This is a genomic window from Mucilaginibacter sp. P4_E8 (genome assembly GCF_056401495.1).
This window is the reverse complement of record NZ_JBFUJG010000047.1, coordinates 1-23,642: the sequence shown is the minus strand read 5'-3', so window position 1 is coordinate 23,642 and position 23,642 is coordinate 1. Positions and strand designations below refer to the sequence as shown.

Here is a 23,642-nt window from a genome sequence, read left to right as displayed (position 1 = left end):
CTTGCTACTTGATACTAAATACTTGCTACTAACTATTAGCTTCAGCCAACAGCTTTTTACCTTTTTCAATGGCGTCTTCAATGCCACCAACTAAGTTGAAAGCAGCTTCAGGGTATTCATCAACTTCGCCATCCATGATCATGTTGAAACCTTTAATGGTTTCTTTGATATCAACCAATACACCTTTTAAGCCTGTAAATTGCTCGGCAACGTGGAATGGTTGTGACAGGAAACGCTGAACACGACGCGCACGGGATACAATCAGTTTATCTTCTTCAGATAACTCGTCCATACCCAGGATCGCGATGATATCCTGCAGCTCTTTGTAACGTTGTAAAGTTTCTTTAACACGTTGAGCTGTATTGTAGTGCTCATCACCTAAAATAGATGGGCTAAGGATACGTGATGTAGAATCCAAAGGATCCACAGCAGGGTAAATACCAAGCTCGGCAATTTTACGTGAAAGTACGGTAGTAGCATCCAAGTGGGCAAATGTTGTTGCCGGTGCAGGGTCAGTTAAATCATCCGCAGGTACGTAAACCGCTTGTACAGATGTAATTGAACCACGTTTGGTTGAAGTGATACGCTCTTGCATGGTACCCATTTCAGTAGCCAGTGTTGGCTGGTAACCTACTGCCGATGGCATACGGCCCAATAACGCTGATACTTCAGAACCTGCTTGTGTAAAGCGGAAAATGTTATCGATAAAGAAAAGGATATCACGGCCTTTACCGTCTTCTTCACCATCGCGGAAATACTCAGCAATAGTTAAGCCTGATAATGCCACACGTGCACGTGCACCGGGAGGCTCGTTCATCTGACCGAAAACGAAGGTTGCTTTTGAGTCTTTTAAAGCTTCGTTATCCACTTTGCTTAAGTCCCATCCGCCTTCTTCCATAGAGTGCATAAATGCATCTCCGTATTTTATAATGCCTGATTCAAGCATCTCACGTAAAAGGTCATTACCTTCACGTGTACGCTCACCAACACCTGCAAATACTGATAAACCAGCATAAGCTTTCGCGATGTTGTTGATCAGTTCCTGGATCAATACAGTTTTACCAACACCGGCACCACCAAACAAACCGATCTTACCACCTTTTACATAAGGCTCTAATAAGTCGATAACCTTGATACCTGTAAACAATACTTCAGTTTCGGTTGATAAGTCTTCGAAACGTGGCGGAGTATTGTGGATAGGACGGCCATTGGATTTATCTAAGTTAGTTATACCGTCAATAGCATCACCTACTACGTTAAATACACGGCCTTTAATATTTTCGCCAACCGGCATTTTAATGGCCGATTCCAGATCCAGAACCTTCATGCCGCGTAGCAATCCGTCTGTTGAATCCATCGCTATCGCGCGTACACGATCTTCGCCTAAATGCTGTTGAACTTCTAAAATGATTTTCTGGCCATTATCTTTCGTGATCTCTAACGCATCATAAATTTTAGGAAGATGAGCGTCATCAGCGAAACTTACGTCAACTACCGGACCAATGATCCGTGATATTTTTCCAATGTTTGGCATATATAACCTGGTGTTTTAAAGAATTTTTCCTTGAAATAGTTATTACTAATAAAATATAAGATGCTATTTCAGAGGCGCAAAGTTAAGATTTCTATCCAAATATTTAAATACCTAAAGCAACATTTTTATCGGATATTTTCTGCACGCATATTTTGCCGTTCTTAATGCTCAAAACTGAGCATTATTTTGCCAATATGAGCGCTGCTTTCCATCAGTTCGTGAGCTTTGGCCGCTTCATCGGCCTTGAAAGTTGCGTGTATTATGGGTTTTATTACTCCTGATGCCAGCAGCGGCCAGATAGTTTTTTGCAGATTTTGAGCGATTTTGCTTTTAAACGCTATATCCCTGGCCCGCAAAGTGGAGCCAGTGATGACCAATCTTTTCATCATTACCTGCGCCAGGTCGATCTGTGCGTCTTTGCCTTTCATGGCGTTGATCAGCACCAGCCGGCCCTCAACCGCTAATGATTGAATATTGCCCGGCGTATAGTCGCCACCTATCATGTCCAGTATCACATTAACACCTTTGCCGTTGGTTAGCTGTTCTATTACATCTTTAAAATTTTCTGTTTTATAGTTAATGGCTTTTGCGGCGCCCAGTTGTTCGCAAAACCTGCATTTTTCGTCAGACCCCGCAGTAACATAAACGGTATGCCCCAGTGCTTTTGCCATTTGTATAGCCGTTACCCCGATGCCGCTGGAGCCGCCGTGAACCAATAATGATTCCTGATCCTTTAAATTGCCGCGATCAAAAACATTGCTCCAAACGGTAAAAAAAGTTTCGGGTAAGGAAGCTGCTTGTATAAACGAAAGATTATCAGGTACAGGCAGGCATTGCCCTTCGGGAGCATTGCAATATTCGGCATAACCACCACCGGCTACCAGCGCGCAAACTTTATCGCCAATCTTCCATTGGGTTACATCAGCACCTGTCTCAACCACAATCCCGGCTATTTCCAATCCCGGAATATCCTGTACCACACCTGCCGGCGGGGGATATTTGCCTTCTCGTTGTTTAATATCGGGGCGGTTTACACCGGCCGCCATTACTTTTAACAGTACTTCGTTTGCAGCATAAGCGGGTTTAGGTCTTTCGGCCATTTGCAAAACGGAGGGCTCGCCGGGCTGGGTTATAATAACTGCTTTCATAGGAGAATGATATGTAGCAAATGTAAATAGAAACGCTAAACATAGAAACTCAAACCTTTCACCTTTCGCCTTTAACCTTCTCCTCTCACCCCTCTACTCATTCTTTAAACTTTCAACCGGGTTGGCCATGGCCGCTTTAACAGACTGGAAACTTATGGTAGCAAAAGCAATAACGACTGTTACCAAGGCGGTAACCACAAATACCCACCATTGAATATTTTGCCGGTTGGCATACCCCTGCAACCATTTGTTCATAACCAGCCAGGCCAAAGGTGTGGCTATGATGATAGATATAAAAACCAGTTTGATAAAATCTTTGGATAGCATGGCTACCAGCGTTGAAACGCCTGCACCCAATACTTTGCGAATGCCAATTTCCTTGTTGCGTTGCTCGGCGGCATAAGCTGCCAGGCTGAATAAACCCAGGCAGGCAATGATAATTGCTAAAGCGGTAAATGCTATAAACAGGTTTCCCATTCGTTGTTCGGTACGGTAAAGGGTATCAAAATCAGCATCCATAAATGAGTATTCAAAATGTTCATGTGGGGCTACGGTTTTCCATTTGTTTTCTATTTGTGCTAATAACGCGGGTAAATTATGAGTGTTTACACGTACGCTTAAGCGGGCCAGCCAATCGTTTTCCATTACCATCACCAAAGGCTCTACGTTATCGCGCAGCGAACTGAAATTGAAATCCTTTACCACGCCAATGATCGTATATTTTTTCTTAACGTCTTTTTCCACCCATTTTAAAAGCGGTTTATTAATGGGATCATTAGCATAACCTAATATTTTAGCTGCAGTTTCATTGATAATTACCGCTGTTGAATCTGTTTTAAGCAGTGCAGAGAATCCACGCCCTTTTTTCAGTTCCATACTCATTGTGTTTAAATAATCCTCATCAACTTTCCAGAGTTGGGTAGATTGACTATTTTTTTGATCGGCTGATACAAAGCCAATTGTCCTGTAACCTCCAACGGGTAAATAGCTGGTCAGGGTAGCGTTTATTACACCGGGTAGTTGCTTAATCTCCTGTTTTAGTATTTGAGGATTATCCAGGGTGTTTACACTGTTAATGGTTAGTACCTGACTGCGGTTAAAGCCAAGGTCTTTATTTTGGATATAGTGAAGCTGATTATAAATAACCAGCGTGCCAATGATGAGAAAAATAGATATGGAAAACTGGAAAACAACCAGGGTGCTGCGGAGAGCGCCACCTTTAAATCCGGAAGATAATTTGCCCTTTAAAACATCAACCGGTTGAAATGCCGAAAGGAAAAAGGCAGGGTAAGAACCGGCCAGAATGCCAACAACTATTACAATGATCAGTAGTGCAGGTAATAACCACCTTAACGTTTGAAAGGTTATGATTAACTCCTTATTTGAAAAATGATTAAAAAGCGGAAGCAAAGCCCATGCGGCCAGTACAGCTATAAAGGCAGCCACAAAAGTTACTATTAATGATTCGGCCAAAAACTGGAAGATCAGGTGCTTKCGGGACGAGCCTAATACTTTACGCACACCAACCTCCCGCGCCCTGTTTGCAGAGCGGGYCGTTGACAAATTCATGAAGTTGATACAGGCCAGCAATAAAATAAATATGGCCACCACCGAAAATATATAGATGTATTGTATGTTGCCGTTAGTGCCAATTTCTCCCTGCCGGTTTGATTGCAGGTGGATATCCTTTAACGAGGTTAAACCAAGCTTAAAATAATGATTATTTGATTTGAATTTTTTATAATCGAAATCGGATTTGGCAAGGTTTCTATCCATTAACTGATCCAGTTTTGCTTCAAAGCGTTTACGGTCTGCTCCGGGTTTAAGCAATACATAGGTTTTAAAGGCGCTGATACTGTTCCATTTGCCTTTTCCAACAGCATTTGCGGCAAATAAGAAATTAGCTTTAAAATGCGATTGTAAAGGCATATCACGCATTACCCCGGTTATTTTATGCACACTACTGTCGGTAACTAAAAAAAGTGTTTCGCCCACAACATTGGTGCGGTTAAAATACTTTTTAGCCATAGATTCGGTAATTACAATGGCATTAGGTTCGGTTAATGCCGTTTTAGGATCGCCGGAAAGCATGGGGAGTGTGAAAATATCAAAAACGCTTGCTTCACAATAAAAAGCGGCCCCGTCTTCGCTTACAATTTCATTTCCTTTTTTAAAACGGATATTTAATGAGGGAGTGATTCGCACGGCCTTTTCAACTTCCGGAAACTCGCTCATCAGGGCATCGGCAAGCGGAATAGGGCTCCCTGCAAAGAATAGGGTAGTGCCATTAGATTTTAAATCGGTATTAACCCTATATATTCTCTCGTATTTGGTATTATATCTATCATAACTTAACTCATCAGTCACATAAAATATAATGAGCAGGCAAATAGCCAAGCCCAAAGCCAGGCCCAAAATATTGATAAATGTAAAACCTTTGTTTTTTAACAGCGTACGTACCGCAATTTTTAAATAACTCCTGATCATAGCTTATGGATTGATATGCTAAAGCTATAACTAAATATTTAGTTAATCAAAAAATCTATTAAAATTTATTTTTTGATTCGTCAATTTCCAGAGCCTAAGGTACTGTCAGTGGCTGCTCCTAATCATTATTCGGATCAATTAATTACCTGCCGATTACCATTGTCGAGCGGTATTTTTTTTTCTTTGCAATAAAAAATTCATTATGGCATTACAGGCAGGGCAAAAGGCACCAGAGTTTATATTAGTATCATCGTCATTAAAAAGTGTATCACTGGCCGATTTTAAGGGCCGTAAAGTAGTTATTCACTTTTTCCCTTTAGCTTTTACAGGCGTTTGTACCACACAACTATGTACAATGCGCGATAGTTTTGGCTATTACGATGGTTTAAATGCTACCATATTAGGGATCTCTGTTGATTCGCCTTTTACACTGGCAAAGTTTAAGGAAGAAAATAATTACCAGTTCGATCTGCTATCTGATTTTAACAAGCAAGTATCAGCCTCTTTTGGCGCATTATATGAGGAGTTTGTATTAGGATTAAAAGGCGTATCAAAACGTGCCGCATTTGTAATTGACGAAAACCAGGAAATTATATATGCCGAAGTGCTTGAAGATGCGGGTCAGCTTCCAGATTTTGAAGCTATTGCCGAAATTGTAAGATAGGTTTTGGTTGATTTAGTTAGATTGGGTTGATTGGTTGAATGAGTTATATAAAGTTATTGGTCATAAAATCAGCCATTTGACAATTTAAGCAGATCATATCAAAAAGTTATTTTAAAAAAGTTTGCAATGGATAGGTAAAAATTCTATTTTTGCAGTCCGTTTCAAAAAGCACTTGTAGCTCAATTGGATAGAGCACCTGACTACGGATCAGGAGGTTAGGGGTTCGACTCCCTTCAAGTGCACAATAACGCCAAGCCTTTCTGTGTTGTACCGAAAGGCTTTTAATTTATTAGGAGCATGCTAAATCTGGTATTGTTTGGTCCTCCCGGAGCAGGGAAAGGGACCCAGTCGCAAAAGCTTATTGAAAAACACGGTCTAATACATCTTTCAACGGGCGATCTTTTACGCGGCGAAATTTCACAGGGAACAGAGCTTGGTTTAGAAGCAAAGAAATTGATGGATGAGGGTATGCTGGTTCCCGATGAGGTGGTTATCGGCATGATCAGCAATAAGCTGGATGCCAATAGAGATGCCGAAGGGTTTATATTTGATGGTTTTCCACGCACTGTTGCGCAGGCCGAAGCATTAGATAACTTATTGGAAAGCAAGGGCTCATCCATATCAGGTATGATAGCGCTTGAGGTTAATGATGATGAGTTGGAGCGCCGCCTTTTAGAGCGTGGTAAAAAATCAGGCCGTCCGGATGATGCTAACCCCGAAGTGATCCGTAAGCGTATTAAAGAATATAATGATAAAACGGCACCGGTTGCCGGTTTCTATAAAAACCAGGATAAGTTTAAAAGTATAAACGGTATAGGCTCAATTGATCAAATTTATGATGCTATTGACGCTGTTATTGAAACGTATTCATATTAAGTAAGTCCGAAACCGGGATTCAAGTCCGAAAGTAGGTAAGGTTTAGGAAGAATAAAGTCGGTAAAGTCCGGGGGTATTAGGCAAAATGCTTAAACTTTCGGACTTTACTGACTTTCGGACTTTTTGACCAGTTTAAAACAAAAAATATTATGTCGCAGGGTTCCAATTTTGTTGATTATGTGAAAATCTGTTGCCGCTCAGGCCACGGAGGGGCGGGCTCTGCACATTTGCACCGTGATATTTTAACCTCAAAAGGTGGTCCTGATGGTGGTGATGGCGGTCGTGGCGGTCATGTGATAGTGAAAGGCAATGCCCAGTTATGGACCATGCTTCACCTTAAATACCGCAAACACGTAATTGCCGGTGATGGTGATTCGGGAGGCAGCTCATTAAGGAGTGGTAAAACCGGCCGTGACGAGATTTTGGAAGTACCGCTTGGTACCACCGTTAAAAATGCCGAGACCGGTGAAGTTATTTTTGAGATAACTAAAGATGGTGAAACAAAAATATTAACCCCGGGTGGTCGCGGTGGTTTAGGAAACTGGCATTTTAAAACCGCAACCCAGCAAACCCCACGCTTTGCACAACCTGGCGAAGATGGCAAAGAAGACTGGAATATTCTTGAACTGAAAATACTGGCCGATGTTGGATTGGTAGGTTTCCCGAATGCGGGTAAATCAACCTTGCTTTCGGTTGTATCGGCTGCCAAGCCCGAGATTGCCGACTATGCATTTACTACCCTGGTACCCAACCTGGGCATCGTATCGTACCGTAACAACCGCTCGTTTGTAATGGCAGATATTCCGGGAATTATTGAGGGAGCTTCGCAAGGAAAAGGCTTAGGATTTAGGTTTTTGAGGCATATAGAGCGTAATTCGGTACTATTGTTTATGGTACCTGCCGATACAACCCGTACCATTAAAGAGGAATATCAGATATTACTGCGTGAGTTACAGGAGTACAACCCCGAACTGATACACAAACCGCGTGTGCTGGCTATCACCAAATCAGATATGCTGGATGAGGAGCTACAGGCCGAAATGAAAAAAGAAGTGCCCGAGGGCATTCCATCTGTGTTTATATCGTCTGTAGCACAAAAAAATCTAGATGGTTTAAAGGATCTGCTTTGGAAAGAGATCAACACCGCTATCGTTTAGCACATAATTATTATTCAGTATTATTACAGTTTTGTAATGCCTGCGTAGTATTAACCGTGCTAATATTATATGCATCATAAATTAGCCATCCATCTTATTAACTTTGAATGTTTTTAAAAACATATAATGAAGATTGCTATAAATGGATTTGGCCGTATAGGGCGCATTTTTTTAAGGAATATTTTAGATAAACCAAACATACAGGTTGTTGCCATAAATGACCTGACAGATACTCAAACCCTTGCTCATTTATTCAAGTATGATTCCGTTCACCGCGGATTTAAGGGCACTGTAAATTTTGATGCAGATAACCTTTTTATAAATGACCATCAAATAAAGGTACTTGCAGAACGTGATCCGCTGGCTTTGCCATGGAAAACGCTGGATATTGACCTGGTGATCGAATCGACAGGGAAATTTACTTCCAGGCAAGGTGCCGAAATGCATTTAACCGCCGGGGCCAAACAGGTAATTATTTCTGCGCCATCAACAGATAAAAATGTACCAACTGTAGTGCTGGCTGTTAATGACGGGCAGATTGACCTACGCTCATCCGTATTATCAAATGCTTCATGTACCACTAATAATGTTGCAGCCATGGTTAAAATACTCGACGAAAACTGGGGTATTATTGATGGGTATATTACCACCGTACACTCCATGACAGGTGATCAAAACCTGCATGATGCCCCACATAAAGACCTGCGCAGGGCAAGGGCGGCATCGGCCTCCATTATCCCTACAACCACCGGTGCTGCTAAAGCTATAACTGCTATATTCCCGCATTTAGAGGGCAGGCTGGGCGGTGCCGGTATCCGTGTGCCGGTGCTAAACGGCTCATTAACTGATTTTACCTGCAGTCTTAAAAAGCAACCCACTATTCAAGAAATTAACCTTGCATTTAAACAGGCTGCCGATGGTCCAATGAAAAATGTACTGGAGTATACCGAAGATCCGATAGTATCAACCGATATATTGGACAACCCGCACAGTTGTATTTTTGACGCGCAGCTTACTTCTATTGTAGGTGGACTGGTGAAAGTGGTTGGTTGGTATGATAACGAAATGGGCTACAGCAATCGCCTGGCCGATCTGGTCGAAAAAATAGCCCAACTGAAAAACTGATCAGTTGGGCTATGAGATATTTAGTTGATAATGCTTAGGTTATAATATTTAGTCGGCCTTTTTATACAACAAGGTCGCTGTAATAGTAGTTGTATTATAGTTTTTCTTATTATATGCTTTGCAATAAATGTGCCTCATTATAAATATTTTAATTATTAGCTAAAAAGGTACTTAAATTTTAAATTCACGGCGGTTTTTATAAAAACCGGCATGGTTAATTTTACATATGGGGTGTAATAATACCCTCATTTTGGGTAAAATATTCCAATCAATTTTTACTTATGGTTAAGTTTATAACTGTCGACGACTTATTACCCATACGCAACGAAGTATTACGTGAGGGCAGGCTTACTTTGGATGAATGCCGTTTTCCATCTGACAAAATTGAAGGGGCTTTTCATTTAGGATTTTATCAAAACAATGAACTGGCTTGCGTAGCATCATTCCACCCGCAAAATTACGGCGACTTTGCAGGGAAGGCGTACCAGTTACGTGGCATGGCAACAACAGAACACTACCGTGGCAGGGGCCTGGGTAACCAGCTGGTTAATTTTGCTTTGGTTTACCTGCGGGGACAAAAAGCCAATTATGTATGGTGCAATGCGCGTAAAAAGGCGGTACAGTTTTATCATAATGCTGGTTTTGAAATCATTTCGCCCGAGTTTGAAGTGCCTGGTATAGGGCCACATTACGTGATGTATGTTAAAATAAGATGAAATTTGGAGTGCTTTAAATCATCTTTTTCATTTTTTCGTTAAGAATTAGGAATAAAATGTTGAATTTGCGCGCCTTACAGTAAATGACCCATATAAATTATATGAAAACAGTAGATCAAATTRGTTTTGCAGGCAAAAAGGCCCTAATCAGGGTTGATTTTAATGTGCCTTTGGATGAGAATTATAATATTACTGACGATAACCGGATGACGGCGGCTTTGCCAACTATAAAAAAGATTTTAAAGGATGGTGGTAAAGTTATCCTGATGTCGCATCTGGGCAGGCCAAAAGGTGGCCCTGAAGAAAAATATTCTTTAAAACATTTGATACCTCATCTGTCTGATTTGTTGGGTCAGCAGGTTGAATTTGCTAATGATTGTATTGGCGTAGAAGCGGTTGAAAAATCAAAAGAACTTGAAAAAGGCGAGGTGCTTTTATTAGAGAACCTTCGTTTTTACAAAGAAGAAGAAAAAGGCGATGTGGCTTTTGCCGAAAAACTTTCAAAACTGGGTGATGTTTATGTGAACGATGCCTTTGGCACCGCTCACCGCGCACATGCATCAACGGCTGTGATCGCTCAATTTTTTCCTGATAATAAGGTTTTTGGATACCTGATGGCTGCCGAATTGAACAATGCCGAAAAAATATTAAACGGTGCCGCAAAACCTTTCACTGCTATTATGGGTGGCTCAAAGGTTTCTGATAAGATAGAGCTTATAGAGAAATTGCTGGATAAGGTAGATAATCTGATCATTGGCGGCGGTATGGCTTATACCTTTGCAAAAGCAGATGGCGGCAGCATAGGTAACTCACTGGTTGAGGCTGACAAGCTTGACCTGGCAACCAGCCTGGTGCAAAAAGCTAAAGATAAAGGTGTAAAACTTTTATTGCCGGTAGACAATGTTGTTGCCGACGCTTTTTCAAATGACGCTAAAACCGGTATTGCAAAAACAGGCCAAATTCAAGACGGCTGGATGGGATTGGATATCGGTCCGGAAACTGTGGCTTTATTCAGCAAGGTAGTTGAGGAATCAAAAACCATTTTATGGAATGGCCCAATGGGAGTTTTTGAAATGGAAACATTTTTGGTAGGTACCAAAGCCATTGCCGAAGCGGTAGTTAGAGCAACTGAAAAAGGTGCTTTCAGCCTGATAGGTGGTGGTGACTCTGCTGCAGCGGTGGCCAAGTTTAACTTAACCGACGAGGTAAGCTATGTATCAACCGGTGGTGGCGCTTTGCTGGAATATATGGAAGGTAAAGAACTGCCTGGCGTAAAAGCTATTAATGAATAAATATCAGATAATCAATATAAAAGAAAAGAGTTCAACCATTAAAGTTGAACTCTTTTCTTTTATATGATGTTTTTAAGTAGTATTAAAAATTAATTTCCTAATCCTTTATCGCATAAAATCTATGAACGTTACTTTACTTTTAAACGAGAATGATTATTTGACCTATCAGTTGTATACGGCGTCAAAGAACAAAAGATCCAGAAATAATCGTCGGAAATCATGGTTAATACTTTCCGTGGGTTTTTTATTATTGGGTATAGGCTTTATTAACAGTAATGAGTTTTATGCCTATTACTTTTTAGGGGCGGGGATCATCTCCTTAATTTTTTATCCTTTTTACCAGAGATATAAGTATAAAAAGCACTATCATAAATACGTGTTAGATAACTTGCAGTATAGATTTGGAAAGGAATGCAAAGTTAATTTTCAATCTGATTTTATTGAAACTAAAGACATAACCGGGGAAAGTAAAATTAACACAAGTGAAGTTACGCAGATCAATGAAATTGGGACACACTATTTTATCAAAGTAAAAACCGGAGAATCATTAATCATCCCCAAAAGCATAATTAATAAAGACTCATTTATATCAGAACTGATGACAGTATTTCAAAACCCTAATATTGTAATTAACAGAGAATTGAACTGGAGCTGGAAATAGAAATTGCTAATTAGGGAAAACAATCAGCTTATATTTATTATAAAAAAGGACTTTTTAAATAGAGTATCTATCTAAAAAGTCCCTTTCTTAATTTTTATTGAATTTTAACCGACGTAACCACATCATTCGCGCTTGGGAACAAAGTAGTAAAGTTTGCCGTGTTTGCCGTACGAACCCATGAGGTACCGGTAAAGTTATTATTGCTGTACATCGTAACCGTCCATCCGGTTGGTACTTTTAACGATGATGCCCAATTATCAACAAAGCCATAAGCCTGCAATTGTGCCAGCGTATAATTACCTTTTGGTATAGCACTGGTTACTGTACCACCATAATTTGAGTTCTGATAAAAAGTAACCCCGGTAGCAGGAGCAGTGCCTGTATAAATGGTAGCCTTACCATAAAGCGCGTTAGAGAAACCCGACAGGTAAGTATGAACATCGGTATTTGGCAGGTTGTAGCATAGATAAATGCCGTAACCGTTATTCACAGTTTGCGTAGCCAGTGATGTAGCGGTTGATGAACTGGTGCTCTGAATATCAATAGCAGCAGGGCCAAGATTACTGGCGGCTAATCCCGGAACATTCGGTACAGAGTAAGTGCCATAAATAGCATTCCAGCTGTAATCAACCTTTGAGCCAACGGTTACACCATTGAAGCTTAATCTTGATGCTGCCGGCCCGTAAAAATAAAAGGAGATCAGTTTGGTAGGCATCAGTTGGCGCAATGCGGTTACCAGGTAAACAAATGAGCTTGTATTAGGCTGCCCTGTTCCATTATTGCCATAGTCGGCATATTCATCGTCAAAGTCAATACCGTCAAGACCATAGGTGGTAACCGCATTGCTTAACAGCTGGGCAAAATCCTGCGCGGCTGCCTGGGTAGGGAAGTTGCAGATACCTGCACCCTGATGGTTACCTAAAATAGATAGCATTACCTTAATACCCTTGGCCTGCAAAGGCTGTATATAAGTTGCCGCATTACTTAATACATTAGTTACCTGCGGATTAAAAAACAGCTCGGCTTTTTGCGTGGTGGTGTTGTAATTAATGTTGGCTGCAAATATAATACCGATATCAAAAAGCTGCTCTCCGGTTGAGAGGGTGTAATTACCAACATTACGAATGTCGTTATTGTTTACTTCCACATAGCAAACGCTTTTGGGGCCGGCTACGCCGATGGCGTTGGTACCCAATTTTGATGAAGCACCATTAGACGCCTGTGGGGCAGGGGCTAAATCTTTTTTACAGGCGGCCGTAAACATCAGGCTTATGCCTAATATGGCAACAGGTATTTTGTTAAATTGTAATCTCATAAAGTTTTTTTGAATTTGGTTAATAAAATTTTGGTTAAATAAATAAGCATTGAATTTTATCCATAGGCGAGCTGTTTAGGTGATTTAAGGGGGGTAATCATCAGAGATAATATCTTATTTATACAAAAAGTGAGGGCGTATTTTTGGTTTTATAGGTTTAGACATGTGCTTATACGTAAATATTAATCATCTTAGTTACAGGTTATTGTTAACTATCATAAGATTATCTTCATACATCGTAAATGCTGGTTTAACCTGAATCTCTTTTGCCGCAGTTGCCTCTTTTATTTTATTCAGTTACATTTAGGACTTTATAAAACATTCAAAATGAAAAGAATTTTACTTGCTAATTTATTGCTGATAGTAGCGGTGATCAGTGCGTGTGCCCAGCCTAAAGCTCCCGATGCCGAATATATAAAAGCCAATTATCAGAAATACGAGTACCAGATACCTATGCGCGATGGTAAAAAGTTATTTACCTCGGTATATGTACCAAAAGATCAATCGAAAAAATACCCTATCATGATGGATAGGACACCCTACAGTGTTGCCCCTTATGGTATCGATCTTTACAAAGGCAGTTTGGGCCCATCGTCATTATTTGCGCACGATGGTTTTATTTTTGTTTACCAGGACGTTCGCGGCCGCTGGATGAGTGAAGGTATTTATGAGGAAATGACTCCCGAAAAAGAGGTACACAAAACCAAAAACGATGTTGACGAAGGCACAGATACCTACGATACGATTAACTGGCTGCTTAAAAACTTGCCTAATAACAATGGTAAGGTAGGAGTGTGGGGCATCTCATATCCCGGTTTTTACACCACTACGGCATTGCTGAGCCGCCATCCGGCCCTGGTTGCAGCATCGCCACAGGCCCCCATTGCGGATCTGTACCGTGATGACGCTTTTCACAACGGCGCGTTTATGCTGGTAGCAAATTTTGGATTTTACCCCGGTYTCACCAATCGCCAGGATGATAAACCAACACAGCGCCGCGGTCATGGTTTTGATGCCGGCACCGAGGATGGCTATGATTTTTTTATGAAGATGGGTTCTGTAAAAAACTCGAACGACAAATATTATAAAGACACCATACGCCTGTGGAACGAGATGCTTGATCATCCCAACTATGACCAGCACTGGAAAGACCGCAATGTGCTTTATCACCTGCATGATATTAAAACGGCTGTATTGGTTACCGGTGGTTGGTATGATGCCGAGGATCTTTATGGCGCTATAAATACCTACAAAACATTGGTTAAGGAAAACCCTAAAACGCCGGTTTATTTTGCCATGGGCCCCTGGGTACATGGTGGCTGGGCGCGCGGTGATGGCGATCATTTAGGTGATGTTGACTTTGGTGGCCCTACTGGTCCGTTTTATCGCGAAAAAATAGAATTCGCCTTTTTTAGTCATTACTTAAAAGGCACAGAATTGAGCCTGGCCCCGGTATCAACATTTGAGACCGGCCTTAACAGCTGGAAAACTTACAATACCTGGCCGCCAAAAGAGGCCGCCGAAAAGAATTTATACCTGCTGCCCGGCGGTAAATTAGCTTTTGATGCGCCTGCTGCTGCCACCGATAGTTATGATGAGTTTATATCAGACCCTAATAAACCAGTGCCTTTTATTAACAGTATTGATATGGATATGAAACGGGAATACATGACCGGTGACCAGCGTTTTGCCGCCCAACGCCCTGATGTGTTAGCCTACGAAACCGATGTGCTGGATAAAGACGTTACTATTGCCGGTAATATATGGGCTGACTTGAAAGTATCAACAACCGGCACCGACGCGGACTGGGTGGTTAAGGTAATTGATGTATACCCCGATTCGGCTAAAAATAACAAATGGACAGGGAAGGAAGTTTACCTGTCCGGCTATCAGCAAATGGTGAGAAGTGAGGCCATGCGTGGCAAGTTTCGCAATGGTTTTGATAAGCCCGAGGCATTTGTGCCCGGCCAGGTAACCCCCGTTAATTTTGAACTGCAGGATGTGCTGCACACCTTTAAAAAGGGTCACCGCTTAATGGTGCAGGTACAAAGCACCTGGTTCCCGCTTATTGACCGTAATACCCAGCAGTTTCAGGACATCATGAAAGCGAAGGATACCGACTTTAAAAAGGCTACCCACAGGGTTTATACCTCAAAAGATAATAGCAGTTATTTGAAAGTGAGGGTGATGGAATAATGGCTGAATTTCTGATAAAAGACACCTTTGTTCTCAGATCAAGAAAATCATTTGTACTAATTGGTGATGTGGTAAGTGGCGAAGTTGATAACGGCATGATCCTATTACTGCAAAATAATAGTGTTGGAACAATCCTAATAATAGATTCGGTGGAAGCTGTTAATGGCGAAGCTGGTCTTGTGGGGCTACTTTTTAAATACGAGCATGAAAATGAATTGGATATATTAAAGGATATGAAAAATCATGTTGCATTAATAGCATAAAAATTAGCGATTTGTTTTCATTCAGCCAAATAAAATTATTCCTGTAGCATTTATAATATCTCTGTCGTAATTTGGTACAAAAACCTATATCTATGAAAAAGAAAATATTGTTTTTATTACTGGTAGTTGTTTATTCGGCATGTAGTAAAAAAGTTCATCAGAACGCTCCCTGCAATCCCGGTATGTGTACCATGATGTTTGTTACGATAGGGATACATTTTGTAGACAAAGCAGGTAAAGACGCTGTTGTAAAAGATTTTTCGGCCATCAATTTAAGGACTAATAAAAAGATTGAAACCCAACCCATTCCTGGTTCTAATGCAGGTTTTCATGTTATAGCAACAGATAGTAACATGAAGGAATTTACTAATGGAGGCGATGATGTAAAAGTTACCGCTACAGATTCCGTTACCAATCAAACTAAATCGGTTGTTGTAAAATTAGCAGGCGGTTGTGCCTGCCATATATCTAAAGTTTCGGGTCCGGACACACTTGCTTTTGATTAGGTTTAGCCCCCATTAAAGAAAATATGTTGGGCAATGGCGTGGGCAACTTGTACTTCGGCACCAATTGAACACTTCCTTTGTAGCGTTTGCAATTCTCTTGTCGTAATGGTATAAAACCCTGATTATGACAAAGAAACTGCCTCTCCTGCTATTGTTAATTGCTTGCTTTTCGGCTTGCAGCAGCAACAAACAAAAAAATGGATGCGGGATACAGACCTGCACTGCTGAGTATGCTTATATCGGAATTTTGTTTAAGGATCAGCAAAACAAGGTTCCGCCGCTTAAAGATGTCACCATGATTAATTTACGCACAAATAAGCCTTTAACCCCGGTTCTTTATCCACCAAATATTGATTTTGTTGCAGGGTATACATTAATAACCTCAGATGGTAATATCAAAGATTTTTCGACCGATGGAGATGATGTAAAAATATCTGCCACCAATTCAGAAACCAATCAAACCAAAACCGCCATCCTAAAAATTGCAGGCGGCTGTGGTTGTCATGTATCTAAAAAATCAGGACCGGATACTATTGTTTTTGACTAATATTAAACCCCGGATAAAACCACCGGCAATATATTAGGATTGGCTTGGTATAACACGTAAGTGCCATTTTTGTCGGTTAATACTTTAACCGCTTGCTTTTTGCTCCCTTGTACTGCTGTTGCCTTTTTCCAGCCTGCAGGCACATAGGTTTTAAGGGTGAGCGGTATGGTATAAAAAGCTTTGTTCAGCGGGTGACTTACTTTTACAGTTACTTTACCGTTGCTTAAGCTGCTTTGTACTTTCGCGCTTTGTCTTTCGCGCATGTACTTGGTTACATCGCCAAAGGTAGCTACCCAAAGCTTATCCTCATGGTTTTTAATGTAGGTAAAATACTCATCCAGTTCTTGACCGGGTAAAGCTTCCCAGCCAATACCTTCAACACCGTGATGGGTAAGCACCAGCCAGGTATCCTTTCTGCTTATGGTTGTATCAACCCATGCTTTCATCATAGGTAGTGGCGTTTTAGTGGTAGCCCCGCGCTGGTACTGCACATACTCTTTATCGGTATTACCCGGTGTGTCTTTGTTCCCCCGGCTTATTTCTTTTAGCCATGGCTCGGGCATGCGGTTACGCAGAGCCGGGTAAACTTTGCTTAAGTAGGACACCGCGCGTTCATTTTCGGTTCCGAATGGTCCCTCGGCACTAAAAGTATATTGTACCCCTAAATGATGCAGAATATCCAGCCGGCTTTTTTGAGCCTCGTACATCAAATTGGTTTCATCAAGGGCGGCCAGGCGCGGGTGGGTGATCATGTGGCTGGCAAACTCATGGCCCTGGGCTGCAAATTTTTTGATCTCGGTCCAGGTAGTACCATGTGAGTCCCTGTACTCATCATTGTGCTGTATGCCGGGTTTAAATTCTCCGTTCCGTACTTTGCTGTAGCATTCGTCAATCGCCTTATAAGCTGCTTCGGTTTTGCCCGCGTCAATTAATGATCCGGCCTTGTAATGGTAATCAAGCGTCCCTATCAAACCCAGGTACCCCGCCGCCGAAGCACGTTCAAAAAAGTTGTCCTTATTGGTAGGGATAGTAGCTGTTTCTTTAATAATATCTTTTACCGGCCGGCCAATAAACTTGCCTTGGTATTGTGAACCCGGTATTTGTCCGGTAATGATAAAGAAGGTTGATTTGATGCCCAGTTTGTTCAGGATAGGTAAGGCTACCTTAAACTGGTTAACAGAACCATCGTCCCAGGTAATAGAAACAGCGCCGTTACGGTCATATTGCCACCTCGTAACCAGGGTTTTGCCTGGCTGCGCTTTAACTGAGGTTAAAGCCAGCATAGTAACTATAACAGGGAGGAATAGCTTTTTCATAATAATTTAGTTTATGTGCTAAATATAATGAGATGTACTAAGGATTAAATGGTTTTATTCCATTGTAACGAAATAGTTAAGGAGTTTGACAGGTAAGTTAATTTAAACTAATTCTAAATAATGTTTGCAAATTAAGATTGTGTTCTTACTTTTGCGCTTAATTGGACTTAATCTAAATAATATGCCGAATATCTTACATAATTCCTTTCAAAAACTCTTCATTGTTTTCTTATTCCTGTTTGCTAATGCCCTAAATCTTAAAGCCGATGACGATGGCGTAACCGGTAAGATAGCTGGTTTTGTAAAAACCAGTGATGGCATGCCTGCGGCATTTGTAAATGTAGCTATCAAGGGCTTAAATAAAAGTACCATGACCATTGGTGATGGGTCGTTTGTTTTTAACAAAATAAAACCGGGGACCTATTTATTAAAAACATCTTACATCGGTACCAAAAGTGAAGAAAAACAGGTTGAAGTTATTGCCAACCAAACCACATCGGTAGAATTTGTCCTGACTGAAAGTTCCGCTCAGCTTAATGAGGTAGTGGTTTCCTCCACAAAAACCATTAACAGCAAAAAGCTGACCATTGGCAAAATGAACGTTGCGCCGATGGACCTGCCCCAAAGTGTTACTGTAATTGGTCGCGATGTACTTGATCAGCAGCAATCGTTGCGTTTAAGCGACGTTACTAAAAATATTAATGGTGTGTACCTGTACAGCGCCCGTGGCAATACACAAGAAACATTTGGCGCCCGTGGTTACAATTTTTCAAGTACAAACATGTTTAAAAACGGCTTCAGGATTAACTCAGGTGTAATGCCAGAGATTAGTTCATTGGAGCGTGTTGAAGTTTTAAAAGGAAGCGCTGCCCTGCTTTATGGCAACGTGGCACCAGGCGGTATACTTAACCTGGTTACTAAAAAACCAAAATTTGAGCAAGGCAGCCAGGTTTCCATGACCTATGGCAGTTATGACCTGTACAAACCCGCGTTTGATGTTTACGGCCCTATATCATCTAAATTAGCTTATCGCTTAAACGGAACCTATGAAAATGCTAAAAGCTATCGCGATAACGTAAAATCAGAAAGGGAGTATATAAACCCGTCATTCCTGTACAAGATCAGCGATAAAACCAATATTATTGTGGAAGGTGATTATCTGAACTATGATTTTACCCCCGATTTTGGAACCGGGCAAGTTAATAATGTAATTGCCAAAGTGCCGCGTAACAGATACCTGGGTGCATCATGGTCAACCGGTAATACCAAACAAACAACCGCTACAGCAACCATTAATCACCAGATAAATAGCTTATGGCAGTTGAGCGGCGGTTTTTCCTACCAGCATTATGATCGTCAGTACCAAACTACCGAGCGTGTGCTGCCTGATGCTAACGGCGATTGGGGACGTACCTTAAACCGTGCCAAAACACTGGAGAATTATTATACAGGCCAGTTTAACATAACCGGGCAGTTCAACACAGGTGCCATTAAGCACAATATTTTATTAGGTGTTGATGCCGATTGGTATAAAAACACCAACTATACTTATGTAGCAACGGTAAATAAAGTATCAAGCTATCTTGATCAAAATAACGCGCTTCAAAATTCGGTTTATGATCAGATCAACATTTTTGATCTTAGCAAATACACCCTGCGTACAGATAAGCCAACAATGAATCCGTTTTATAACGTTTTAACACCAACCAACCGTTTTGGCGCTTATTTTAATGATTTGATCAGCTTGTCAGAAAAAGTAAAAGTATTGGCCGGTTTACGTTGGTCGTACCAATATATATCGCCTACAATGGTTACTAATTATTATAACTCCACACCGGCATTGGTACAGCCTGCAGCTGGTAAAGAAGACAAGGCATTTTCGCCAAGAGTTGGTATTGTTTACAAGCCATTGACTACTACCGCTTTATTTGCCAGCTACTCCAACTCTTTTGTGGTAAATACCGGTACCGATATTAATAACAAACCGCTTGATCCTTCACTGTTAGATCAGTATGAGTTTGGCGTTAAAAATGATTTCCTTAATGGAAACCTGTCTGTAAATGTAACAGCCTATAGAATATTGAACAACAACCTGGCACAAACCGCTCCGTTCCTGGCAGATGGTTCAGCCAATACCAATACCAATATCAAAACATTAACAGGGGAAACCAAAAGCGATGGGGTTGAACTGGATATTGCCGGGCACCCTATAAAAGGATTGGATGTATTAGCAGGTTATAGCTATACCAATGCAAAATATACCAAAACTCCAACAACTGTAGGGAGTAACATAGCCGGCCAGCCATTGTTAAACGTGCCTAAGCATACGGCAAATACCAGCTTGTTTTACACTTTTTATAACGGCGACCTTAAAGGCTTTAAAGTTGGAGCTTCTGTTTATTACCTGGGTAACCGTATTGCTGGTAATGCCAATACTATTGGGCAAACACAAACCATATCAAGGTTAGTTAACGTTTCGGGCTTTACTACGGTTGATGCATCTGTAGGGTATAGCTATAAAAAACTATCCATTATTGGTAAAGTATCAAATATTGGCAATGTGCTTAATTACAACGTACATGAAAACTATAGCATTAACCCAATACCGCCAAGACAGTTTTTAACTACACTGGCCTATAAATTTTAATTTTTTAAATACCTATCAATAAAAAACCGGGTATGTTTTTGCATACCCGGTTTTTGCAGATATAATAACTATGAAAGTCTTTTTTCGTACCATACACCTTTACCTGAGCCTTGTTGCCGGCATAGTTATTTTTTGCTCGTGTTTTACAGGTACCATGCTGGTTTTTGAAAAGGAAATACAGCACACACTTTACCCACGACGGTATTATGTAGAGCCTCGAGACCAGCGGATGCCTTTAGCAACACTGGTGGCAGGAGCGTTAAAGCAGGTGCCCAAAGCTAAGCTTTCGTCGGTTATGGTTTATGATGACCCTGAACGCAGCATTGAAATAGGGGTATTGGTACCTGAAAAAGGTGGGAAAAAGAATGCCGGTAAAACTGCCGGGCACACAGAAAAGGGGAAGATCTTAAACGAACACACGGCCGGCGGCAAAAAACCAAAAGGCGACGAAAAGCCAAACATTACCCTTTTTGTTAATCCATACACTGGCCAGGTTATTGAACAATTTAGCCGTAAGGATTCGTTTTTATATTCGGTGGAGATGTTTCACCGGTATTTGCTGGCCGGCAAGAATAGCGCTGGTGATATGGTAATAGCACTATCTACATTGCTTTTTCTGTTTATACTGATGACCGGGGTTGTACTATGGTGGCCCAAAACAAAAAAGATCATGCGTCAGCGCCTCAAAATCAAATGGGACGGTAGCACTAAAAGATTAACGCATGACCTGCATATAGTTACCGGATTTTATACCTCGGTGTTCTTAATAATAATTGTACTAACGGGGCTTGTCATGACCTTTAAATGGGCCAATGAGGCATTATTTGCTATTACAGGCTCAAAACTGGTTAAAGAGCAACCCAAGCCACCTCAATCGGTATACAATGCCGGGGCAACGGCTTTAACAATTGATGGAGCATTGCGGGGCATAGCCGGAGCAATCAAAACAGCCGAATATTATACCGTCCGCCCTCCGCGCGATTCATCGGGTACTTACAGTATAAATGTATTACCTAAAGGCGCTGTTGAAACCACATCTGATACTTATTATATTGATCAATATAGCGGTCAACTGGCAGGTTCACAAACCTTTGCGGGTAAAAGCCTGGGTCAGCGTGTAAGAGCGCTGGTAAAACCGGTGCATACAGGTTCGGTATATGGATTGCCTACCAAGATACTCAGCTTTATAGTTTGCTCATTGTCGCTTATTTTTCCGGTTACCGGTGTAATGATGTGGCTTAACCGTACCCGTAAAAAGAAGCCGGCATCAAAAGGGCTGGTTACCGCGTAAATGTTGTTATGTTGATATTGGTTTCCCTGTTAAATATTACGGGATATTTCAATATTAGAATAGAAGTTTGAAAATTACTGTTGATACGGAAATGGAGAGTTTAAAAGCTGTTTTTGAATACTTGATAATAATTGCAAAGGCTGAAAAGGCTTTGACATACAATCAACAAAACCACTCTCTATGAGGTCTGATAGCATTTTTTCATTTACCAGCGATGCCGTAAAGGCAATAACAGGAATTTCAGGGTATAGCTTTTTTATTTCAAATATAGCTGTATAGCCATTTATTATAGGCATTTCAAGGTCCATTAAAATAATTTGGTACGCCTGGTCTTTTTTTAGTTCATCCAGTGCTTCCTGACCATTGTATGCACAGGTAACGCTTGCCTTAAAACTTAATAAACATTTTTTGACCACCATCATGTTGATTTGGTTATCTTCAACTACTAAGATCCTTACCCCCGATAAATGGTTATCAGTTTCAATTTTGCTGACCAGCGGCTGTTGTTGCTGATTTTTGGCGTAATTAATTTTAAGGTTGAAACTAAAAGTGCTGCCTACTCCTTTTTTACTAACAAGTGTAAGTTTGCTATTCATTAAATTTAATAACCTTACACAAATGGTAAGCCCTAATCCAGTTCCATTTAAATTCTTGGTGTTTTGATCATAAACCTGCCAAAAACTTTCAAATATCTTAACCTGGTCATTTTCACTGATCCCTATCCCGGTATCCTCAACACTAAAGCTTGCCTCAATAAACTGTTTGGTTTTGTTTTTACACTCAGCCTTTAATTTAATATATCCGTTATTGGTAAATTTCAAAGCGTTTGATAGCAGGTTATTAAAAACCTGTACTAAACGCAAGTCATCAGCAATTACCAATTCATCAAGTTCTGGATCTATTTCCATTTTTAGCTCTACACCCTTTTCATTAAAAAGTGCGGTAAATGGTGTCGCTACATTTAATAAAAGAAGTTTTAGGTTTAGCTCAACCGGATGAATTTCAAGCTTGTTTGCCTCTATCTTATTAAAATCAAGAATATTATTTACCTGGTGCAGCATATGTTCTGAACAGTATTTTAACACCTGTATATACTCTTCATGCTGTGATGCAGTGTGTTCCTGTTTAAGCAAACCTATTACCCCAATTATGCCATTTAAGGGTGTGCGCAGTTCATGGCCCATAGTAGCCAAAAACTGGGTACGGGTATCAATTACCCGTTTGCTTTGTTCCATGAGTTCATTAATATATTTTTTCTCGAAAAATATATAGGCTATGGCAAATATAATGGTCGAAAAAATGGCAATTATCCGGTTAACAAAGGCCAGCTTGTTTATTTGTGATAACGTAAAATCCTGTAACGGAGTAACACCGCGCCCAATTAAAATACAAATGCCGAAGGAAACTACGATGATAGAAATATAAATAAATGATTCCCGGTATTTGCTTTGTTTAAGGTCGACTATAATGGGGACTGAAATGAGTATTGGAAAAAAGTACAGGAATTGTTCGGATTGTAAGCCCTCAATGGCGGCAGAAATAATTAATAAACTACAAATCAGAAATATAATAGAAATGGTCAGATTTTTAATGGCCCCATTATATTTTAACAGAATAAACATTAAAATGGCAAAGCAAAAACAGGCAACTAAGAATGAGGATACGTACAAGCCGATAAAAGAATCATAAAAGGAAATCGCGACACCTGTAAATAATGCGGCCAAACCAAGCTGATAAGATCTTTTAGGAACTTCTTTCATATCAAAAAGTAAGTCAAGATGCTTATCGCTATCCTTGATCAATTTGTGATATTTGTCGGTAACTTGGTTCATTAATTTTTACCTGTTTAATTCAGCTCTGTAAGAACTTACAAAGGTACTTTAATGCTGTGTATTAATATG

The 23,642-nt window shown here is 40.6% G+C and carries 19 protein-coding genes and 1 tRNA gene; 14 read left to right on the top strand and 6 right to left on the bottom strand.

The window, feature by feature from the left end; translation table 11 throughout:
• Positions 1 to 28: 28 nt before the first annotated feature.
• The 3 genes from atpD to AC1DRQ_RS17075 all read right to left on the bottom strand — a co-directional run bounded on the left by atpD (position 29) and on the right by AC1DRQ_RS17075 (position 5,169).
• Entirely contained in the window at positions 29 to 1,534 is a 1,506-nt protein-coding gene (gene atpD, locus AC1DRQ_RS17085; RefSeq protein WP_477425837.1) for a F0F1 ATP synthase subunit beta, read from the bottom strand.
• Between the two features lie 161 nt (positions 1,535 to 1,695).
• Complete coding sequence (locus AC1DRQ_RS17080; protein WP_477425836.1) at positions 1,696 to 2,682, bottom strand: NAD(P)H-quinone oxidoreductase; 987 nt, start codon at positions 2,680 to 2,682, stop codon at positions 1,696 to 1,698.
• Between the two features lie 93 nt (positions 2,683 to 2,775).
• A complete protein-coding gene (locus AC1DRQ_RS17075) occupies positions 2,776 to 5,169 on the bottom strand; it encodes an ABC transporter permease (RefSeq protein WP_477425835.1) in 2,394 nt (797 codons plus the stop codon).
• Between the two features lie 202 nt (positions 5,170 to 5,371).
• On the opposite strand from AC1DRQ_RS17075, the gene AC1DRQ_RS17070 reads away from it, so the two are divergent.
• From AC1DRQ_RS17070 to AC1DRQ_RS17035, 8 genes are all read left to right on the top strand, one after another.
• Complete coding sequence (locus AC1DRQ_RS17070) at positions 5,372 to 5,833, top strand: redoxin domain-containing protein (RefSeq protein ID WP_477425834.1); 462 nt, start codon at positions 5,372 to 5,374, stop codon at positions 5,831 to 5,833.
• Between the two features lie 168 nt (positions 5,834 to 6,001).
• A tRNA-Arg gene (locus tag AC1DRQ_RS17065) sits at positions 6,002 to 6,075 on the top strand.
• A 55-nt stretch (positions 6,076 to 6,130) separates the two neighbouring features.
• Positions 6,131 to 6,709 (top strand): adenylate kinase, encoded by a 579-nt coding sequence (locus tag AC1DRQ_RS17060; RefSeq protein WP_429394105.1) that lies wholly within the window; start codon positions 6,131 to 6,133, stop codon positions 6,707 to 6,709.
• Between the two features lie 149 nt (positions 6,710 to 6,858).
• A complete protein-coding gene (obgE, locus tag AC1DRQ_RS17055; protein ID WP_429394106.1) occupies positions 6,859 to 7,866 on the top strand; it encodes a GTPase ObgE in 1,008 nt (335 codons plus the stop codon).
• A 126-nt stretch (positions 7,867 to 7,992) separates the two neighbouring features.
• A complete protein-coding gene (gene gap, locus AC1DRQ_RS17050; protein ID WP_477425833.1) occupies positions 7,993 to 8,991 on the top strand; it encodes a type I glyceraldehyde-3-phosphate dehydrogenase in 999 nt (332 codons plus the stop codon).
• Between the two features lie 281 nt (positions 8,992 to 9,272).
• Complete coding sequence (locus AC1DRQ_RS17045) at positions 9,273 to 9,707, top strand: GNAT family N-acetyltransferase (RefSeq protein WP_477425832.1); 435 nt, start codon at positions 9,273 to 9,275, stop codon at positions 9,705 to 9,707.
• 101 nt (positions 9,708 to 9,808) lie between these two features.
• Complete coding sequence (locus AC1DRQ_RS17040; RefSeq protein WP_477425831.1) at positions 9,809 to 10,999, top strand: phosphoglycerate kinase; 1,191 nt, start codon at positions 9,809 to 9,811, stop codon at positions 10,997 to 10,999.
• A 121-nt stretch (positions 11,000 to 11,120) separates the two neighbouring features.
• The gene (locus tag AC1DRQ_RS17035) at positions 11,121 to 11,660 is read left to right on the top strand and encodes a YcxB family protein (RefSeq protein ID WP_477425830.1); all 540 of its coding nucleotides are present in this window, start codon (positions 11,121 to 11,123) and stop codon (positions 11,658 to 11,660) included.
• A 94-nt stretch (positions 11,661 to 11,754) separates the two neighbouring features.
• On the opposite strand, the gene AC1DRQ_RS17030 is transcribed toward AC1DRQ_RS17035, so the two are convergent.
• Positions 11,755 to 12,975: an endo-beta-N-acetylglucosaminidase H gene (locus AC1DRQ_RS17030; RefSeq protein WP_477425829.1), complete on the bottom strand. Its 1,221-nt coding sequence runs from the start codon at positions 12,973 to 12,975 to the stop codon at positions 11,755 to 11,757.
• Between the two features lie 327 nt (positions 12,976 to 13,302).
• Here AC1DRQ_RS17030 and AC1DRQ_RS17025 point away from each other — a divergent pair, with 327 nt between their 5' ends.
• From AC1DRQ_RS17025 to AC1DRQ_RS17010, 4 genes are all read left to right on the top strand, one after another.
• Positions 13,303 to 15,171, top strand: coding sequence for a CocE/NonD family hydrolase (locus tag AC1DRQ_RS17025; protein WP_477425828.1), 1,869 nt, complete (start codon positions 13,303 to 13,305; stop codon positions 15,169 to 15,171).
• Entirely contained in the window at positions 15,171 to 15,434 is a 264-nt protein-coding gene (locus AC1DRQ_RS17020) for a hypothetical protein (protein ID WP_477425827.1), read from the top strand. Before AC1DRQ_RS17025 ends, AC1DRQ_RS17020 begins: the two co-directional genes overlap by 1 nt.
• Before the next feature lie 92 nt (positions 15,435 to 15,526).
• The gene (locus AC1DRQ_RS17015; protein WP_477425826.1) at positions 15,527 to 15,940 is read left to right on the top strand and encodes a hypothetical protein; all 414 of its coding nucleotides are present in this window, start codon (positions 15,527 to 15,529) and stop codon (positions 15,938 to 15,940) included.
• A 124-nt stretch (positions 15,941 to 16,064) separates the two neighbouring features.
• Positions 16,065 to 16,487, top strand: a complete 423-nt coding sequence (locus AC1DRQ_RS17010) for a hypothetical protein (protein WP_477425825.1) — start codon at positions 16,065 to 16,067, stop codon at positions 16,485 to 16,487.
• Positions 16,488 to 16,489: 2 nt separating this feature from the next.
• On the opposite strand, the gene AC1DRQ_RS17005 is transcribed toward AC1DRQ_RS17010, so the two are convergent.
• Positions 16,490 to 17,803: a polysaccharide deacetylase family protein gene (locus AC1DRQ_RS17005; protein WP_477425824.1), complete on the bottom strand. Its 1,314-nt coding sequence runs from the start codon at positions 17,801 to 17,803 to the stop codon at positions 16,490 to 16,492.
• Positions 17,804 to 17,984: 181 nt separating this feature from the next.
• Between AC1DRQ_RS17005 and AC1DRQ_RS17000 the strand changes: the two genes are divergently transcribed.
• Together AC1DRQ_RS17000 and AC1DRQ_RS16995 are read left to right on the top strand one after the other, a co-directional pair.
• On the top strand, positions 17,985 to 20,450 hold the full coding sequence (locus AC1DRQ_RS17000) for a TonB-dependent siderophore receptor (RefSeq protein WP_477425823.1): 2,466 nt from the start codon (positions 17,985 to 17,987) through the stop codon (positions 20,448 to 20,450).
• 70 nt (positions 20,451 to 20,520) lie between these two features.
• Positions 20,521 to 21,741: a PepSY-associated TM helix domain-containing protein gene (locus AC1DRQ_RS16995; protein ID WP_477425822.1), complete on the top strand. Its 1,221-nt coding sequence runs from the start codon at positions 20,521 to 20,523 to the stop codon at positions 21,739 to 21,741.
• A 74-nt stretch (positions 21,742 to 21,815) separates the two neighbouring features.
• Here the strand turns inward: AC1DRQ_RS16995 and AC1DRQ_RS16990 are convergent, their stop codons facing one another.
• On the bottom strand, positions 21,816 to 23,573 hold the full coding sequence (locus AC1DRQ_RS16990; RefSeq protein WP_477425821.1) for an ATP-binding response regulator: 1,758 nt from the start codon (positions 23,571 to 23,573) through the stop codon (positions 21,816 to 21,818).
• Positions 23,574 to 23,642: the final 69 nt, after the last annotated feature.

Excerpts from the sequence above, each read along its gene's own strand:
- atpD (WP_477425837.1), bottom strand. The coding sequence starts at position 1,534 with ATGCCAAACATTGGAAAAATATCACGGATCATTGGTCCGGTAGTTGAC.
- AC1DRQ_RS17080 (WP_477425836.1), bottom strand. The coding sequence starts at position 2,682 with ATGAAAGCAGTTATTATAACCCAGCCCGGCGAGCCCTCCGTTTTGCAA.
- AC1DRQ_RS17070 (WP_477425834.1), top strand. The coding sequence starts at position 5,372 with ATGGCATTACAGGCAGGGCAAAAGGCACCAGAGTTTATATTAGTATCA.
- AC1DRQ_RS17060 (WP_429394105.1), top strand. The coding sequence starts at position 6,131 with ATGCTAAATCTGGTATTGTTTGGTCCTCCCGGAGCAGGGAAAGGGACC.
- obgE (WP_429394106.1), top strand. The coding sequence starts at position 6,859 with ATGTCGCAGGGTTCCAATTTTGTTGATTATGTGAAAATCTGTTGCCGC.
- gap (WP_477425833.1), top strand. The coding sequence starts at position 7,993 with ATGAAGATTGCTATAAATGGATTTGGCCGTATAGGGCGCATTTTTTTA.
- AC1DRQ_RS17045 (WP_477425832.1), top strand. The coding sequence starts at position 9,273 with ATGGTTAAGTTTATAACTGTCGACGACTTATTACCCATACGCAACGAA.
- AC1DRQ_RS17035 (WP_477425830.1), top strand. The coding sequence starts at position 11,121 with ATGAACGTTACTTTACTTTTAAACGAGAATGATTATTTGACCTATCAG.
- AC1DRQ_RS17030 (WP_477425829.1), bottom strand. The coding sequence starts at position 12,975 with ATGAGATTACAATTTAACAAAATACCTGTTGCCATATTAGGCATAAGC.
- AC1DRQ_RS17020 (WP_477425827.1), top strand. The coding sequence starts at position 15,171 with ATGGCTGAATTTCTGATAAAAGACACCTTTGTTCTCAGATCAAGAAAA.
- AC1DRQ_RS17015 (WP_477425826.1), top strand. The coding sequence starts at position 15,527 with ATGAAAAAGAAAATATTGTTTTTATTACTGGTAGTTGTTTATTCGGCA.
- AC1DRQ_RS17010 (WP_477425825.1), top strand. The coding sequence starts at position 16,065 with ATGACAAAGAAACTGCCTCTCCTGCTATTGTTAATTGCTTGCTTTTCG.
- AC1DRQ_RS17005 (WP_477425824.1), bottom strand. The coding sequence starts at position 17,803 with ATGAAAAAGCTATTCCTCCCTGTTATAGTTACTATGCTGGCTTTAACC.
- AC1DRQ_RS17000 (WP_477425823.1), top strand. The coding sequence starts at position 17,985 with ATGCCGAATATCTTACATAATTCCTTTCAAAAACTCTTCATTGTTTTC.
- AC1DRQ_RS16995 (WP_477425822.1), top strand. The coding sequence starts at position 20,521 with ATGAAAGTCTTTTTTCGTACCATACACCTTTACCTGAGCCTTGTTGCC.
- AC1DRQ_RS16990 (WP_477425821.1), bottom strand. The coding sequence starts at position 23,573 with ATGAACCAAGTTACCGACAAATATCACAAATTGATCAAGGATAGCGAT.